At 65.6% G+C, this 15,421-nt stretch carries 15 protein-coding genes; 3 read left to right on the top strand and 12 right to left on the bottom strand.

From position 1 onward, the window contains the following. The first annotated feature begins 195 nt into the window (after window positions 1-195). Together fdxA and SBA_RS17825 are read left to right on the top strand one after the other, a co-directional pair. Window positions 196-534, top strand: a complete 339-nt coding sequence (gene fdxA / locus SBA_RS17820) for a ferredoxin FdxA (protein ID WP_261935372.1) — start codon at window positions 196-198, stop codon at window positions 532-534. 244 nt (window positions 535-778) lie between these two features. Continuing rightward, the gene (locus tag SBA_RS17825) at window positions 779-1,306 is read left to right on the top strand and encodes a CarD family transcriptional regulator (RefSeq protein ID WP_007709832.1); all 528 of its coding nucleotides are present in this window, start codon (window positions 779-781) and stop codon (window positions 1,304-1,306) included. Between the two features lie 159 nt (window positions 1,307-1,465). On the opposite strand, the gene SBA_RS17830 is transcribed toward SBA_RS17825, so the two are convergent. From SBA_RS17830 to SBA_RS17880, 11 genes are all read right to left on the bottom strand, one after another. Continuing rightward, window positions 1,466-1,708: a hypothetical protein gene (locus SBA_RS17830; RefSeq protein WP_224548353.1), complete on the bottom strand. Its 243-nt coding sequence runs from the start codon at window positions 1,706-1,708 to the stop codon at window positions 1,466-1,468. Window positions 1,709-1,774: 66 nt separating this feature from the next. Continuing rightward, on the bottom strand, window positions 1,775-2,677 hold the full coding sequence (locus SBA_RS17835; protein ID WP_224548352.1) for an SGNH/GDSL hydrolase family protein: 903 nt from the start codon (window positions 2,675-2,677) through the stop codon (window positions 1,775-1,777). A 69-nt stretch (window positions 2,678-2,746) separates the two neighbouring features. Further along, a complete protein-coding gene (locus SBA_RS17840) occupies window positions 2,747-3,244 on the bottom strand; it encodes an asparaginase domain-containing protein (RefSeq protein ID WP_224548351.1) in 498 nt (165 codons plus the stop codon). Between the two features lie 62 nt (window positions 3,245-3,306). After that, complete coding sequence (locus tag SBA_RS17845) at window positions 3,307-4,134, bottom strand: pyrroline-5-carboxylate reductase family protein (RefSeq protein WP_261935373.1); 828 nt, start codon at window positions 4,132-4,134, stop codon at window positions 3,307-3,309. Window positions 4,135-4,138: 4 nt separating this feature from the next. Further along, on the bottom strand, window positions 4,139-4,645 hold the full coding sequence (locus SBA_RS17850) for a type III secretion system chaperone family protein (RefSeq protein ID WP_066604191.1): 507 nt from the start codon (window positions 4,643-4,645) through the stop codon (window positions 4,139-4,141). Window positions 4,646-4,699: 54 nt separating this feature from the next. Then, the gene (locus tag SBA_RS17855) at window positions 4,700-4,999 is read right to left on the bottom strand and encodes an accessory factor UbiK family protein (RefSeq protein WP_224548348.1); all 300 of its coding nucleotides are present in this window, start codon (window positions 4,997-4,999) and stop codon (window positions 4,700-4,702) included. A gap of 42 nt (window positions 5,000-5,041) precedes the next feature. Continuing rightward, window positions 5,042-5,590, bottom strand: a complete 549-nt coding sequence (locus SBA_RS17860) for a TspO/MBR family protein (RefSeq protein ID WP_224548346.1) — start codon at window positions 5,588-5,590, stop codon at window positions 5,042-5,044. A gap of 25 nt (window positions 5,591-5,615) precedes the next feature. Beyond that, the gene (locus SBA_RS17865) at window positions 5,616-8,720 is read right to left on the bottom strand and encodes an efflux RND transporter permease subunit (protein ID WP_224548344.1); all 3,105 of its coding nucleotides are present in this window, start codon (window positions 8,718-8,720) and stop codon (window positions 5,616-5,618) included. Next, window positions 8,720-9,769 carry an efflux RND transporter periplasmic adaptor subunit gene (locus SBA_RS17870; protein ID WP_261935374.1) on the bottom strand — a complete coding sequence of 350 codons (1,050 nt, stop codon included), beginning with the start codon at window positions 9,767-9,769 and terminating at the stop codon, window positions 8,720-8,722. The genes SBA_RS17865 and SBA_RS17870 overlap by 1 nt, the downstream gene beginning before the upstream one ends. Window positions 9,770-9,857: 88 nt before the next feature. Beyond that, entirely contained in the window at window positions 9,858-10,595 is a 738-nt protein-coding gene (locus tag SBA_RS17875; protein WP_261935375.1) for a TlyA family RNA methyltransferase, read from the bottom strand. After that, the gene (locus tag SBA_RS17880; RefSeq protein ID WP_261935376.1) at window positions 10,595-12,637 is read right to left on the bottom strand and encodes a protein-disulfide reductase DsbD family protein; all 2,043 of its coding nucleotides are present in this window, start codon (window positions 12,635-12,637) and stop codon (window positions 10,595-10,597) included. Before SBA_RS17880 ends, SBA_RS17875 begins: the two co-directional genes overlap by 1 nt. A 77-nt stretch (window positions 12,638-12,714) precedes the next feature. On the opposite strand from SBA_RS17880, the gene SBA_RS17885 reads away from it, so the two are divergent. Continuing rightward, window positions 12,715-14,391, top strand: coding sequence for an alkaline phosphatase family protein (locus SBA_RS17885; protein WP_261935377.1), 1,677 nt, complete (start codon window positions 12,715-12,717; stop codon window positions 14,389-14,391). A gap of 15 nt (window positions 14,392-14,406) precedes the next feature. On the opposite strand, the gene epsC is transcribed toward SBA_RS17885, so the two are convergent. Then, a complete protein-coding gene (gene epsC, locus SBA_RS17890) occupies window positions 14,407-15,411 on the bottom strand; it encodes a serine O-acetyltransferase EpsC (protein ID WP_390902461.1) in 1,005 nt (334 codons plus the stop codon). Between the last annotated feature and the right edge of the window lie 10 nt (window positions 15,412-15,421).

Here is a 15,421-nt window from a genome sequence, read left to right on the forward strand (position 1 = left end):
CGGGAAGATCCGGACCCCAGGTCCACCGCCCCAATTTCGGCGAACCTCCGCAAAACATCTCCCTGCAATGGTGTGAACTTCGCCTCTCCGCCCGGCCAAACCGGTCCTAAACACCACGCAACAATATCCTCATTGACCTTCGGCCTGCCTAAGCATAGCAGGACGGCGTTTTTCCAAGCCAAGAGTGCCCTGACAATGACCTATGTCGTGACCGACAACTGCATCCGCTGCAAATATATGGATTGCGTCGAGGTCTGCCCCGTGGACTGTTTCTACGAGGGCGAGAACATGCTGGTCATCAACCCCAGCGAGTGCATCGACTGCGGCGTGTGCGAGCCCGAATGCCCGGCCGAGGCGATCCTGCCCGATACCGAGAATGGCCTGGAAAAATGGCTGGAGCTGAACACGAAATTCTCCGCCGAATGGCCCAACATCACGGTCAAGGGCGACGCGCCTGCCGATGCCGACGCGATGAGCGGTATCGAGAACAAGCTGGAGAAATTCTTCTCGCCCGAGCCCGGCGCCGGCAACTGATCCGGGCGGCCCGCGCCGCCCATCCTGCGTCCCGTTTTGCGCCACACTCCCGGCCTTCATGTCCGGGGGTGGTAATTTTGTTACGAATCTGCTAAATAGCGCTCCAACGGTCGGACATCCCCCTGCCCGACCCTGGAGAATACGCTTCATGTCTTGACGGTGGCGCCGTGGACCTCCCGGCATATGTCTCTTGCACATCTGCCCCGCGACGGCCCGTTCCCCGGTTGAATTGGAAAGGTATCAAATGGCTGCCAAGGCGCTGTCCTTTGACGTTGGTGATTATGTCGTTTACCCCAAGCACGGCGTTGGCCGTGTGATCGAACTGCAAAAGGAGCAGATCGCGGGCATGGAGCTGGAGCTATATGTGCTCCGTTTCGAAAAAGAGCGCATGACGCTGCGCGTTCCGACCAATAAAGCCGAAGGCGTGGGCATGCGCAAGCTGTCCTCCAACAAGACGCTTGAGGAATCGATGGAAACCCTCAAGGGCAAGCCCAAGGTCAAGCGGACCATGTGGTCGCGCCGTGCGCAGGAATATGAAGCGAAGATCAATTCGGGCGACCTGGTGTCGATCGCCGAAGTGACCCGCGACCTGTTCCGGGCCGACGACCAGCCCGAGCAGAGCTATTCCGAACGCCAGATTTTCGAAGCCGCGTCCAGCCGCCTCGCCCGCGAACTCGCCGCGATGGAAGAAACGGATGAGCCGACCGCGCTCAAGAAGATCCTGCGCATCTTGAACGAAGCCGCACCCAAATATGCCAAGGTCGAAGGCTGACAAGCCGGCCGCTCAGGCTGAAAAAGGAAAAGGGACGCTCCGATCATCGGAGCGTCCCTTTTTATTGGCCTTCTGCGACAGTGTCGTGCGGAAAAAGGAGAGCCGCCTTTTTGCAAAGCGGCCTGCGCTATCCAATGCATCGCCCTCGGCGAATACCCTTTACTGGCCCTTGTCGCCCACGGCATCCTTGGCCGCGGAACCGACATCGCTGGCCGCCTGACCGACCTGATCCGCCGCGCCTTCCACCGCTTGATTCTTGCTGGTTTGGCTGGTGACCAGGAAGAAGGCCGCGACGGCGACCACCACAACCAGCAACAGGATGGCGAAGGTCGTGCCACCGCCGCCACGCTTCTCTATGACCGTTGTCGTGGTCGTCGCGGGACGCTCCTGATAATCCGCCATGAGATGATCCTCCATAGTGTTTCTGGGTTTCACAATGCTTGGAGGGATGCGGCGGTTCCCCTCGCTCTATCGCCCCAGCATGCGGTCGAGCGCCGTCGCGATGGCGGTCATGCCCGCCAGATTGGGATGATAGGGCGTGAACGGATCGACGCCGGGACGCGCGACGAAGCCGTTCGACCAAGGCTGCGCCGCGCAGGCATCATGCCCGCGCGACAATGTCGAGGCACGCAGCACGTCGGCGCCATTGTGCTTCGCCACGCTGGCGGTCAGGCGCGCCAATCGATCGGCCGTCGCCTGCGCCGTGGCAAGCGCCTGCCCCGACAAAGGCACTTGCGGACATGGCGCGCCCGATGGCAGCAAGGTGACATAATCGACAAAAACGATCCGGGCCTGCGGTGCACGACGGCGAGCCTCCGCCGCGATCCGATCGAGATCGGCGGCCAGTTTCGACCAGTCCGCGTCTGTCGGGACGGCGGGTGCCGGGAAGGATGGCTGCCGCGCCGTCATAGCCTTGCACATGGCGAAAGCTTTCGCGAGGGCGGGACGATCCTCCGCACCCTTGCAGGATTCGACGAACAAATAGCCGACATAGCTGACATCATTGCCGCCGATGGTGATCGTCACCAGCGCCGTATCGGGCGTCAGTGCGTCCAACTGCGGCGCCAGTTCCTTCCACGGCCCCAGCAGATGCGCGGTGGTGGCGCCGCCGCAACTGACGTCGACCAGATCAAGCTGGCGCAGGCGCGCCAGTTGATGCGCATAATTATCCTTCGACCGGGTGCAGCGCGTGGCGGGATTGTCCGCCGATACCGTCACCCCCGGTCCGGCGGCAAAGGAGCTGCCCAAGGCGACATAGCGGGCGGATGGCACGGTCGGCGCGGTAGACTGGCCCGGCGCGGTGGCGCAGCCCGCCACCAACAGGATGGGCAGGAGAGCCGCCAGCATGGTCGATCGATATTTGCTATTCACCCGTCATCTCCCGCATAGCCATCCACGGGCGGCTTCGCCCGCAGTCGCCGTTAAACGCGACCCGTGCCTTTAGAGCGGGACGAAGGCGCCCTTTGCCCGGTCCTTGATCACCTTGTCGGCGCGGAACACCGATCCGCTCATGGTGATGTAGACGCCCGGCTCCGCGACTTGCGCCGTGGCGAAGGCCATGCCGAGGTTGAAGCTGGCGTCGCTCTCGCCGAAGCGCGCAGGGGCGAGCGCGCCGACCAGCACGATGGTCTTGCCCTCGATCCCGGCAAGCTGCCTGGCCGTGTCGGTCATGGTATCGGTGCCATGGGTGATGACGATGTGATTTTCGACCGCCGCGGCGACGCGGGCGTAGATCAGCGCACGATCCGTCTCGTCCAGTTCCAGACTATCCTTGCGCGTCACTTCCTCGATACGGAAGGGCCGCTTGACCCGCGCGACCTCCAGCAGCTTGGCCATCACGGTTTCGCCGACCTGATAGTCGGACAGAGCGTCGAAATAGATTTTGTCGATCGTGCCGCCGGTGGTGAGCAGCAGGATCGGGGTATCGGGGGACAACATGGCGGACTCCGGGATCGGTAAGCGCGCGCCTTAGCGCAAAAGCCTTCCCCCCGGAACCGCCCTTATGCGCCGCGCGCCATCGCTTCGCCGCGGTCGCGGGCGGCGGCCAGCGTATCGGTCAGCAGCGCCAGCAGCCGGTCATCAGCGTCGAGGACGTTCAGCCCCTCGCGCGTCATGCCGCCGGGACTGGCGACGCGATCGGCCAGCACGCCCGGACCATCATTGGCGCGGGCGGCCATATTCGCCGATCCCTGCACCGTCGCCATCGCCATGCGCGCGGCCTGATCGGGGGGAATGCCGATCGCCTCGCCTGCCCGCGCCAGCGCATAGACGAAGCGGAACAGAAAGGCAGGGCCACAGCCCGACAGCGCCGTGACCTGATTGAACAGGGCTTCGTCGGCAATCCACTCGACCAGGCCAAGCGGCTGGATCAGTGCGGCGACGTCCGCCTTGGCCCGCGCCGAGGTTGCGTCGTCGGTGAACAGCGCCGTTACCCCCTCGCCCAGCCCGACCGGCAGGTTGGGCATGGCGCGCACGATATCGCGGGCAACGGGGAAACGGGCGCGCAGATCGGCGAACGTCGTGCCGGCGAGGATCGAGACGATGCGCGTGTCGGCGGCGCATAGCGGCGCGAGCGTAACGGCGACGTCGGCGATCTGATAGGGCTTCATGCCCAGCAGGACGGTGGTCCCTGCGGGCAGCGCAGCGGGATAGTCCGTCACGACCGCGACCCCATCGGCCACGGGCTGGCCGCTGGGGCGCAGCACCGTGACGCGCGCGGGGTCGAAGCCGCAGTCGAGCCAGCGGGACAGCATCTGCCCGGCCATGTTCCCGCAGCCGACCAGAAAGAGATGATCGGGGAAGAGATGATCAGGCCAGGTCTGCGTCATCGGATCAGGCCTCGCCGCGGGTTTCGATCAGGCTGGCGGAAATCGCCTCCGACGGCGACTTGCCGCCCCAGAGCACGAACTGGAACACCGGATAGAAGCGCTCGCATTCATCGATCGCGGTCTCGACCAGCAACTGCGCCTGATCGAGCGTCAAGGTGCCGCCTGCGCCGAGCAGCGCGCCATGGCGGAACAGGATGATGCCGCTCGACGACCAAAGCTCGAAATGGCCCAGCCAGAGCTGTTCGTTGATAAGGCCCAGCGTCTCGTAGATGGTGCCGCGCTTCTCCTCGGTCACGCGAATGTCAGGCAGCGCCAGCAGTTGGAGCACCTGATCCTCGTCGCGCCAGATGCCGCGCAGCTCATATTGCGCCCATGACCCCTGGGTATTCGCAACGATCTCATCTTCGCCGACCTGCTCGAACGTCCAGCCATGCGCTTCGAAATAGGCCGCCAGCATATCGATCGGCGCGGCTTCCCCGCCGCCATGTTCAAATTCGTCGCTATCCATCATCGGCGCGCCTTATCACCGCATACCGCGAAAGGACAGACACAAGGGTAGAGTAGATCAGTCCGCACCCTTCGGCTTGGGCTTGGCCGCCTTGACGGTCTTGGTGACCGGTTCGCCGGCCTTGCCTTCCAGCGCGTCGAGCCGCGCCTTGAGCAGTTCGACTTCCTCGCGCGCGGCGGCGGCCATCGCCTTGACCGCGTCGAATTCCTCGCGCGACACGAATTCCATGCCGCCGATCCATTCCTTCGCCCGTTCGCGCGCGTTGGTTTCGAATTCGCGCCCCATGCCCGCCACGGTGCCGGCGGCGCCGTTCACCAGCTTGGCGAGATCGTCGAAAAAGCGGTTTTCGCTCTGCATTGCCTTATCCTCTGTGCGGCGCGCGATCGGCGCGCCCGTAAATCATATCTGGGTTCTGAGCGCCGGGGCGACAAGGGTCGCCGCATCGGGGTTCAGGCGGCCGATCTCATAGTTGAGGAAGGAGGCGAAGGCCAGCCACGCCAGATAGGGCAGCAACAGCACCCCGGCGAAACGGCGAATACGCCAGAAAAGCGCGGTCGTTACGGCGACCAGCACGAAAATGATGAGGATCAGCGCCAGCGCGCTGCCGACCTGATGCGCGCGAAAGAAAAGTGGCGACCAGCAGAGGTTGAGCAGCAACTGGGCCAGGAACAGGGCGATCGCCCCGCCCCGCCCCTTCGCGCCGCGGGCGTGCAGCACGATCGCGAAAGCCAGCGCCATCATGACGTAGAGGATGGTCCAGGCGACGCCGAACGCCCAGCCCGGCGGCATCAGCGCGGGCTTTTCCAGCGCATCGAACCAGCGATTGCCATAGCCGCTATTGGCGAGACGCCCCGACAGGAACCCCAGAAAAACGATCGCAGGCACCGTGACCAGCGCCCAGCGTAGATAGGCAAGACGCAACTGACCGGGGGACGCAATCTCGTTCATCGGCAACGCAGCTCCAGAAAGCCTGTCATTCGGCGGGATCGGGCGAATCCTTGAGCACCGAATCCAGCTTGCGGCCAACGGTTTGCGGAGAAACTGTCCGCTTGGCAACGCGGGAATAGAAGATCGGGATCAGGAACAGCGTGATAAGCGTCGCCAGGCTGACGCCGAACACCACGACCGTGCCGATCGAATGGCGTGCCGCCGCCCCCGCCCCGCCGCGAATGACCAGCGGCACCGCCCCGATCACGGTCGCGATGGAGGTCATCAGGATCGGCCGCAGGCGGCGCTTGGCGGCTTCGCGGATCGCCTCGGCTATCTCCAGCCCTTCGTCGCGCAACTGGTTGGCGAACTCGACGATCAGGATGCCGTTCTTGGCCGCCAGACCCACCAGCATGACGATGCCGATCTGGCTGTAGAGGTTGATCGACCCGCCAGTGATCGCCAGCCCCAGCGCGCCGCCCGCCACCGCCAGCGGCACGGTGGCGATGATGACGCCGGGATGGATGAAGCTTTCGAACTGGGCGGCGAGCAGCAGATAGACGATCAGGATGGTGAGACCGAAGACCAGCCAGATCGACCCGCCGGTTTCGCGCAGCGACTGGCTCTCGCCGCGATAGCCGATGGCCAGCACTTCGGGCGACTGGCGCGCCTGATCCTCCAGAAAGGCAAGGCCCTGACCCAGCGACGTGCCCGGCGCCAGCGCGGCGGTCAGGGTGATGGCGCGCAGCTTGTTGTAGCGATTGAGCTGGCGCGGCCCGGCGACTTCCCGCACGGTGACCAGCGCGGACAATGGCACCAGCGCGCCGGTGCGCGAACGGACATTGATCCGCTCCAGATCCGCCACAGTCCGGCGGCCATCCTCCTCCGCCTGCACGAGTACGCGATATTCCTCGCCGCGATCGACATAGGTGCCGACGCGGCGCGAACCGAGCAGGCTCTGCAACGCCTGGCTGACGTCGTTGACCGATACGCCCAGATCGCCCGCACGGGCCAGATTGGCCTCGATCCGCATCTGCGGCTTGGTTTCCTTATAATCGCTGTCGACGTTGATGAGACCGGGATAGTCGGCGGCTGCCGCCATGATCCGGTCGCGCGCGGCGACCAGCCCTTCATAGGTGGAACCCGCCAGCACGATATTGACCGGGAGGCCGCGACCGCGCCCCAGTCCCGATCGCGGCGCCGCATTGCCGCGCACGCCGGGCTGATCGGCGATCACCCTGTTGACGATGGTCGCGACTTCGGCCGTGGTGATGGTGCGATCTTCCCATGGCCGCAGGAAGGCGATGACGTTGCCGCCGTTGAAATCGTCTGTCGAACCGAAACCGGCCGGTGTGCGGATCACCAGATTCTGGAGCGTTCCATCCTTGCGCAGGAAGGCGAGGTCGTCCTCGATCTTCTTCATATAGGCCATCATCCGGGCAAAGCCGGTGCCTTCGGGCGCGCTGATCTGCGCTTCGACCACGCCTGTGTCTTCGGCAGGGGCCAGTTCGCTCGGCAGGCGGGTGAAGAAGAAGCCGGCGACGCCCAGGAACAGCAGCACGCCCAGCAGCGGCAACAGCGGCTTCCTGATCGCGCCGTCCAGCCAGCGGGCATAGCCATGTTCCAGTCGCTGGAAACGATCGTCGATCCAGCGCGCCATTCGACCGCGCTCGGCGGTCTTGAGCAGCTTGGAGCAGAGCATCGGCGCGAGGCTCAGGGAGATGAACCCGGAAAAGGCGATCGCCGCGATCATCGCAATAGCGAGTTCGCGGAACAGCAGGCCGGTCTGGCCGGCCAGAAACATGACGGGCACGAAAACCGCGCACACGACGAGCGTGGTCGAGATGATGGCGAAGCCGACCTGCCGCGTGCCGAGATAGGCGGCGACCAGCGGATCTTCCCCCTGTTCGATGCGGTGATAGACATTTTCCAGCACGACGATGGCGTCGTCGACCACCAGGCCGATGGCGAGCACGAAGGCGAGCAGGGTCAGCAGGTTGATCGACAGGCCCAGCAGCCACATTACCGCGCAGGTCGCGAGCAGGCAGATCGGCACGGTAACGGCGGGCACGATCGTCGCACGCACCGACCCCAGGAACAGGAAGATGACGAGGATGACCAGCAAGGCCGCCTCGATCAGCGTGTCATAGACATTGGCGATGGCGCGCTCGATGAACAGGGATTCGTCGGTGCCGATGGCGACACGCATCCCCTGCGGCAGGGTAGGCTGCAATTCCTTGATCAGCGCCTTGGCCTTTTGCGCGACCTCCAGCGTGTTCGCGCCCGACTGGCGGATGATGCCAAGGCCGATCGCGGTCCCCTGATTGGAACGGAAACTGCTATAGGGGTTTTCCGCGCCTTCCTCGATCCGGGCGACGTCGCCCAGCTTCACCTGATAGCCGTCCGTGCCGCGGCCGACGACGAGCTGCGCGAACTGGTCCGGCGTGGCGAAGGGGCGTTCGACGCGCAGGGTCTGGTTCTGGTCCTGCGATTCGAACCTGCCGGCGGGCAGTTCGACATTCTGGCTGCGCAGCGCGGCTTCGACATCGGCCGGAGTCAGGCCGAAGGCCGCCAGCTTTTCGGCGTTGAACCAGATGCGGGTCGAGGGCCTCGCCTCGCCGCCGATGGTGACGCGCGCGACGCCATCGATGGCGGAAAAGCGGTCGGCAACGTTGCGATCGAGATAGTCGCTGATCTGGATCGACGACCAACCGGGACGGGAAAAGGCGAGGAACAGGATGGAGCGGGCGTCGGAATCGACCTTGCGGATTTCAGGCGCCAGCGCATCTTCCGGCAAATCCTCCACCACCGACCCCACCCGGTCGCGCACGTCATTGGCGGCGCTGTCGATATCGCGCGACGGATCGAATTCGATATTGATGTCCGACCGACCGTCCTGCGACGTCGACGTGATGGTCTGGATGCCCTGCACCCCCGCCACGCCATCTTCGATCAGCTGGGTGATACGGGTTTCCACTACCGACGCGGCGGCGCCGGTATAGGTAGTTTCGACCGATACGATCGGCGGGTCGGTATCGGGATATTCGCGCACCGACAGGCTGAGATAGCCGACGATGCCGATGATGCACAGCAGCACCGCGACGACCGCGGCAAAGACCGGGCGGCGGACCGAAAGATCGGATAGCTGCATCAGCGGGCGCCCTTGCCGGGACCATCCTTGGACTTATCGCCGGGCAGGCGCGCGGTGACGCCGTCGGTCAGCTTGACCACGCCTTCGGTCACGATCTTCTGGCCTGGCTTCAAGCCGTCCAGTATCTCGACCCGACCATTCTGACGAATGCCGGTGCTTACTTTGGTCCGTTTGGCGGTGCGGTCCTCGATCACGAAGACGAAACGCTCGTCGCCGTCGCCCACCACCGACAGTTCAGGCACCGACAGCGACTGGCGCTGGCGCGCGAGCACGCTCACGGTCAGCAACATGCCGGGCTTCAGCGCCTTGTCGGGATTGGGCAGGATCGCCCGCACCTTCACCGCGCGAGTGGCAGGGTCGATGACGGGATCGATGGTGGCGATGGCGCCGTTGAACGGCCGGTCGGGCCAGGCCGCGGACACCGCCTTGATCGTCATGCCTTCGCGGATCATCGCCAACCGGGTTTCGGGAATGGTGAAATCCAGCTTGATGCGGCTGATGTCGCTGACGGTGGCAATGGCGGTCCCGGCCGTCACGATCGCGCCGGGCGATACGGTGCGCAGGGACACCCAGCCGGAGAAGGGCGCACGGATCACCCGGTCGCCGATCGAGGCGCGGGCCAGCTGTGCATTGGCGCGGGCGGCATTGGATAGCGCAACCTGCTGCTCCAGCGTCGCGCCGGTGGCGAAGCCGCGCGCTTTGAGCGCCTGGATGCGCTGGAGTTGCTGACTCGCTTGCAGCGCAGTCGCCTCGGCCGACGCAAGTTCCGCCCGTTCCTGCCCTACCGCCAGCCGGGCGATCACCTGACCCTTGGCCACATAGCCGCCATCAGAGAAGTTGATCGCCTCGATCCGCTCGGTCACCGGCGCGGACAGCACCACCTGTTCATTGGCGAGCGCGGTGCCGACCGCCTCCAGATTGTCGGTGAAGGCGGTGGGCGCGATGGACTGCACCTCCACCAGCGGGACGGCGCGCGGCTTCTTTTCCTTTTCTCCGCCACAGGCGGCAAGGGACAGGGCAAGCAGAAGGACCGGGAGAATAGGACGCATGATGGAAGAGTAACTAGCCTTTGCTGACGGCACAATTGGACTTGGTCCGCACCTTATGACGGTAGAGTTGGGAACGAACATACGTCCATTATCCACCAAGCCGCGCGTAGAGAAGAAATTCGACATTGCCCTGCGGCCCGGTAATCGGGCTTTGCGTCAGGCCCGCGACAGTCCAGCCCTGCGACACGGCCCAGTCCTGCACTTCGGCGCAGACCCGGTCGTGGACGGCGGGATCGCGGATCACGCCATTCTTGCCCACTTCCTCCCGCCGCGCTTCGAACTGCGGCTTGATGAGGGCGACCATCTGCGCGCCGGGTTTCGCAAAGCCGATCGGCTTTTCCAGCACCTTGGCCAGGCTGATGAAGCTGGCATCGCAGACGATGATGTCCACCGGTTCGGGGATATGCGCGTCGGTCAGGATGCGGGCGCTGGTCTGTTCGTGAACGACGACGCGATCGTCGGAGCGGATCTTCCAGGCGAGCTGGTTGGTACCGCTGTCGACCGCATAGACCTTCGCCGCCCCCTTGGTCAGCAATACGTCGGTAAAGCCGCCGGTCGAGGAGCCGACGTCGATGGCGACGAAGCCGGTGACGTCGATGGCAAACTCCTCCAGGGCGTGAGCCAGCTTGATGCCGCCGCGCGACACCCAGGGATGGTCGCGACCGCGTACGTCCAGTTCCGTGCCTTCGGGCACCTGCTGCCCGGCCTTATCGACCTTGCGGTCGCCCAGGAAGACGAGGCCGGCCAGGATCAGCGCCTGCGCGCGCGCGCGACTTTCGGCAAGGCCGCTGTCGACGAGCAGCTGGTCGGCACGCACCTTGGCCATCAGCGCACCAGTCCGGCAAGAGTGGCGGGGGTGAGGAGTTGCGGCAGGGTCTGCGCTTCCTTGCCCGGCGCGTAGAAGAGATAGAGCGGGACGCCCGACCGGCCCTGCGCTTCGAGGAAGCGGGTGATGGCGGGATCGGCATTGGTCCAGTCGCCGACCATGACGGTGACGCCGGCCCTGTCAAAGGCGGCGCGGGTTTCGGCGCGGTCGATGGCGGCGGCCTCATTCGCCTTGCAGGTCAGGCACCAGTCGGCGGTAAAATAGAGGAAGACCGGCTTGTTCGCGGCGCGCAGTTCAGCGAGTTTTGCGACATCGAAATGGACAGTTGAATCGCCTTTTTCGATAGCCGTCGGCGCGCTGGTCGGGAGCGCGTAAGCGGCGCCTGCGAGCAGCGCCAACCCGGCAAGCGCCGCGATCCAGCCGCCGCCCTTGCCCAGGCGCTGGCGACCCCCCAGCCACCAGAGCAGCAGCGCCAGCAGCAGCGCCGCGCCCAGCCCGATCGTCATGCCCGACACGCCGCGCTGCTGGCCGAGCAGCCAGGCGAGGCCGAGCGCGGTCAGGAACATCGGGATGGCGAGGATCTTCTGGAAACGGCCCATCCAGCCGCCGGGCTTCGGCAATCCTTTGCGAAGCGCTGGAATATAAGCGAGCAGCAGAAAGGGCAGCGCCAGCCCCAGCCCCAGCCCGGCGAATATCGCCAGCGCAGCCGCCAGGGGCAGCAGCAGCGCCGCGCCCATCGCCGCCGCCATGAACGGTCCGGTGCAAGGTGTCGCGACGAAGGCGACCAGCGCCCCGGTCCAGAAGGAGCCGACAACACCGCCCTTGCCCGCCAGTGCCTCGCCGCCGCCATAGGCACTGAGATCGAAGAGCCCCGCGAGATTGAAGGCAATACCGGTCACCAGCAGCAGCAGCGCCAATATGATGCGCGGGTCTTGCAACTGGAACGCCCAGCCGACCGCCCCGCCCGCTGCGCGCAACAGCAGCAGCGCGCCGCCCAGCGCCAGACAGGTCAGGATGACCCCCAGCGTATAAGCCAGAGCCTCGCGCCGGACGGTGCGCTCGTCACCACCCGCTTTCGCCAGCTTCATCGCCTTAAGGCCCAGGATCGGGAAGACGCATGGCATGATGTTGAGCAGCAGCCCGCCCAGCAGCGCGCCCCCCAGCGCGGCGAGGATCGCGCGTCCTTGCCCGCCGCCGGATGCACCGGCGACCTGTCCGGGTTTCGCCGTCAGCAGGAAACCGACATGGTCGCCGGTCCGCAATACCGCCTGAACCGTGCCGCCCTTGCCACCCTCGGCCGCGTCCGTCTCGATCAGCAGCCTGTCGCCCTCCCGCGTTACCGTTTGCGACGCGGCGTAGCGGGCCAGCCCCTCGGCCAGCGGAAAGAGGTGGATGTCGCTGGCCTGCGCGCTGGCCGGAAACGGCACCGACAGGCGCAGCTTGCCGTCCTGTACCGCATAGCTTGCTTCCGAACCCAGCGGCCGGGGCAGATGGGTCCGCCATCCATCGAAGCGGGTCCGATCGGCCGCCGACACGGTGCCGTCGCCTACGACCAGATCCAGCGTCAGATCGCCGCTTTCGGGCACGCAGACCTTGTCGGTGCAAGCTAGCCATTGCGCCTTCGCCCGCACCGGCAGGCGGGTGCCGGGCGCAAGGCCCGCTGCGACCTTCAGCGTCGCCAGCACGCCATAGGGGCCTTCATAGACATGGTTCATCAGGCCGGAGATCAGCAGCGTTTCCGGCACCGGATAGCGCAGCGTGCCGACGGTGACGCCGGCGGGCAGGGTCCAGTCGACGGTCATGCCCAGACCCGCATCGCCGGGATTTTCCCAATAGCCGTGCCAGCCCTTTTCCGGCGTCATGGCGAAGGCGATGGTCGTGCCCTCGCCGGCCTTGGGCGCAACGCTTTCCGCCGCCAGCGTGGCGGCGATATGCGCCGGCCCGCCGCCGAACGCGCCTTGCGCCTGTGCCGCGGGCACCTGCGCGACGGACAGGCCTGCCAGCAGGGCAAACGTCATGAATATGACTTGAAAAATGCGCATCGGGCCTCTGGTCGGGTGGATGCAAGGGGGCTAGGTCGCTCCCTATCCGCCGTCAAGGCATGAGAAGGTCAGAGAATATGTTGAAACGAGTCGCTGCCGCCCTGTTGCTCGCCACCGCCCTGGCCCCCGTCGCGCCGGTCGTGGCGCAAAGCCCTGCTCCGGCCGCCGCAGCAACCATGCCTACGATCCCTCCAAAGCTGATCGTCGCGATCAGCGTGGACCAATTCTCCGCCGACCTGTTCAGCGAATATCGCCAATATTATAGCGGCGGCCTCAAGCGCCTGACGAGCGAGGGCGCGGTGTTCCCGCGCGGCTATCAAAGCCATGCCGCGACCGAAACCTGCCCCGGCCACTCCACCATCCTGACCGGCAGCCGCCCGTCGCGCACCGGCATCATCGCCAACAACTGGTTCGACCTCAGCACCCAGCGCGAGGACAAGAATGTCTATTGCGCCGAGGACGAGACGCAGCCCGGCAGCAGCAGCGACAAATATGAAGCCTCCCCCCTGCATCTGAAGGTGCCGACGCTGGGGGGCCGGATGAAGATCGCCAACCCCGCCACCCGCGTCGTGTCGGTCGCGGGGAAGGATCGCGCGGCGATCATGATGGGCGGCGCGACCGCCGACCAGGTGTGGTGGCTGGGCGGGCCGCAGGGCTATGTCAGCTATAAGGGGATCGCCACCCCGCCGCTGGTGGCCAAGGTCAACGCGGCGATGGCGCAGCGGCTGGCCCAGCCCAATCCGGGCTTCGAACTGCCGCCCCAGTGCGTGTCGAAGGATTTCCCGGTGCAGGCGGGCGACAGGACCGTCGGCACCGGCCGCTTCGCGCGCGCGGCGGGCGATTATAAGAGCTTCCGCATTTCGCCGGAGCAGGATGCGATGACGCTGGCCTTCGCCGCGGCGGCGATCGAGACTATGGCGCTGGGCAAGCAGGCGCAGACCGACATCATCTCGATCGGCCTGTCGGCGACCGACTATGTCGGCCACACTTACGGCACCGAAGGCACCGAAAGCTGCATCCAGGTCGACCGGCTCGACCATGAACTGGGCGCCTTCTTCGATCGGCTGGACAAGGACGGCATCGACTATGTCGTGGTGCTGACCGCCGATCATGGCGGCCACGACCTGCCAGAGCGTCACCGCCTCAACGCCATGCCGATGGAACAGCGCGTCGACATGGCGCTGACGCCCAAGGCGCTGAACGCCGCCATTGCCGACAAGGCGGGCCTGCCCGGCAAGAAGGTGCTCTGGGGCGACGGCCCGTCAGGCGACCTCTATTTCGACAAGGGGCTGACCGCCGCCCAGCGCGCGCGCGTCGAGGCCGAAGCGCTCAAGCTGCTGCGCGCCCATCCCCAGGTCCAGACCGTCTTCACCAAGGCACAGATCGCCGCCACCCCTTCCCCGTCCGGCCCGCCGGAAAGCTGGAGCCTGATCCAGGAAGCGCGCGCCAGCTTCTATGCGGAGCGGTCGGGCGACCTGCTGCTGCTGCTGAAACCCCGCGTCATGTCGATCCCGGAGCAGGCGACCATGGGCGCGGTCGCGACCCATGGTTCGCCCTGGGATACGGACCGCCGCGTGCCGATCCTGTTCTGGCGCAAGGGGATGCAGCATTTCGAACAGCCGCTGGGGGTGGAGACGGTGGATATCCTCCCCAGCCTCGCCGCGCTGATCCATCTGCCGGTGGCGAAGAGCGAGATTGACGGACGTTGCCTGGATCTGATTGCGGGAGACGGGGATAGCTGCGCGGGGCAATAAGCAAACGAATGTTGGCTAGATATTCTCGCCCACCCCGTCCGTGCTTTCCAGCATGGCGTGGACGCGGTGCGGGGCGGAGACTTCGACCCGGCTGGTCACCTCATAGTGCGCCTTGGCCTGGCGCACATGGCTGTCGGCCGGCACGCTGTCGGTCAGCCAGACATTGCCGCCGATGACGGAACGGCTGCCGACGATGATCCGGCCCAGGATCGTCGCCCCGGCATAGACGACCACATCATCCTCGATGATCGGATGGCGCGGCAACGCCTTTTCCAGCGCGCCCTTCCCGTCCGCCGGAAAGCTGCGCGCACCCAGCGTCACGCCCTGATAGAGGCGCACCCGATCGCCCACGATCGCGGTTTCGCCGATCACGACGCCGGTGCCGTGATCGATGAAGAAGGACTGGCCGATGGTCGCGCCGGGATGGATGTCGATCCCGGTCTTGCCATGGGCGATTTCCGACATGATGCGCGCCACCAGCGGCGCGCCCAGTCGATGCAGGCGATGCGCCAGCCGATGATGGATGATCGCCAGCATGGACGGATAGCAGATCAGCACCTCGTCCACGCTGCGCGCGGCGGGATCGCCCAGGAAGGCGGCATCGACATCGGTGTCGAGCAGCACGCGCAGCGTCGGGAGGCTCTGGGCGAAGGCCGCGATGATGCGCGCCGCTTCGCGATCGACCGCTTCCGCCGGCTCGTCCTTCAGCGCGTAGATGAGTTCGAGCCGGATCTGGCCGTAGAGGCGGCTGAGCACCGTCTGCAGCGTTTCGGCGACATAGGCGTCCTCATTATGCAGACGCACGAAGCTCGGGCCGAGGCGCAGGGGGAACAGCGCGCCGCATAGCGACTGCATGATCCTGGTGAGATTATCGCGCGACGGGAAGCCTTCGGCGCCATATTCGGCATGATGCTGCTGCGCCTGCCGCCACCGGCTGCGCGCGGCGCCCAGTTCCGCCGTCAGCGCCGCAATGTCCCAATAGCCTTCGACGATCCGATCATCGTCCTGTCCGTCTGCCATCATATCCGCC

Origin of the sequence: Sphingomonas bisphenolicum (assembly GCF_024349785.1) — a bacterium.
Lineage (GTDB): Bacteria > Pseudomonadota > Alphaproteobacteria > Sphingomonadales > Sphingomonadaceae > Sphingobium > Sphingobium bisphenolicum.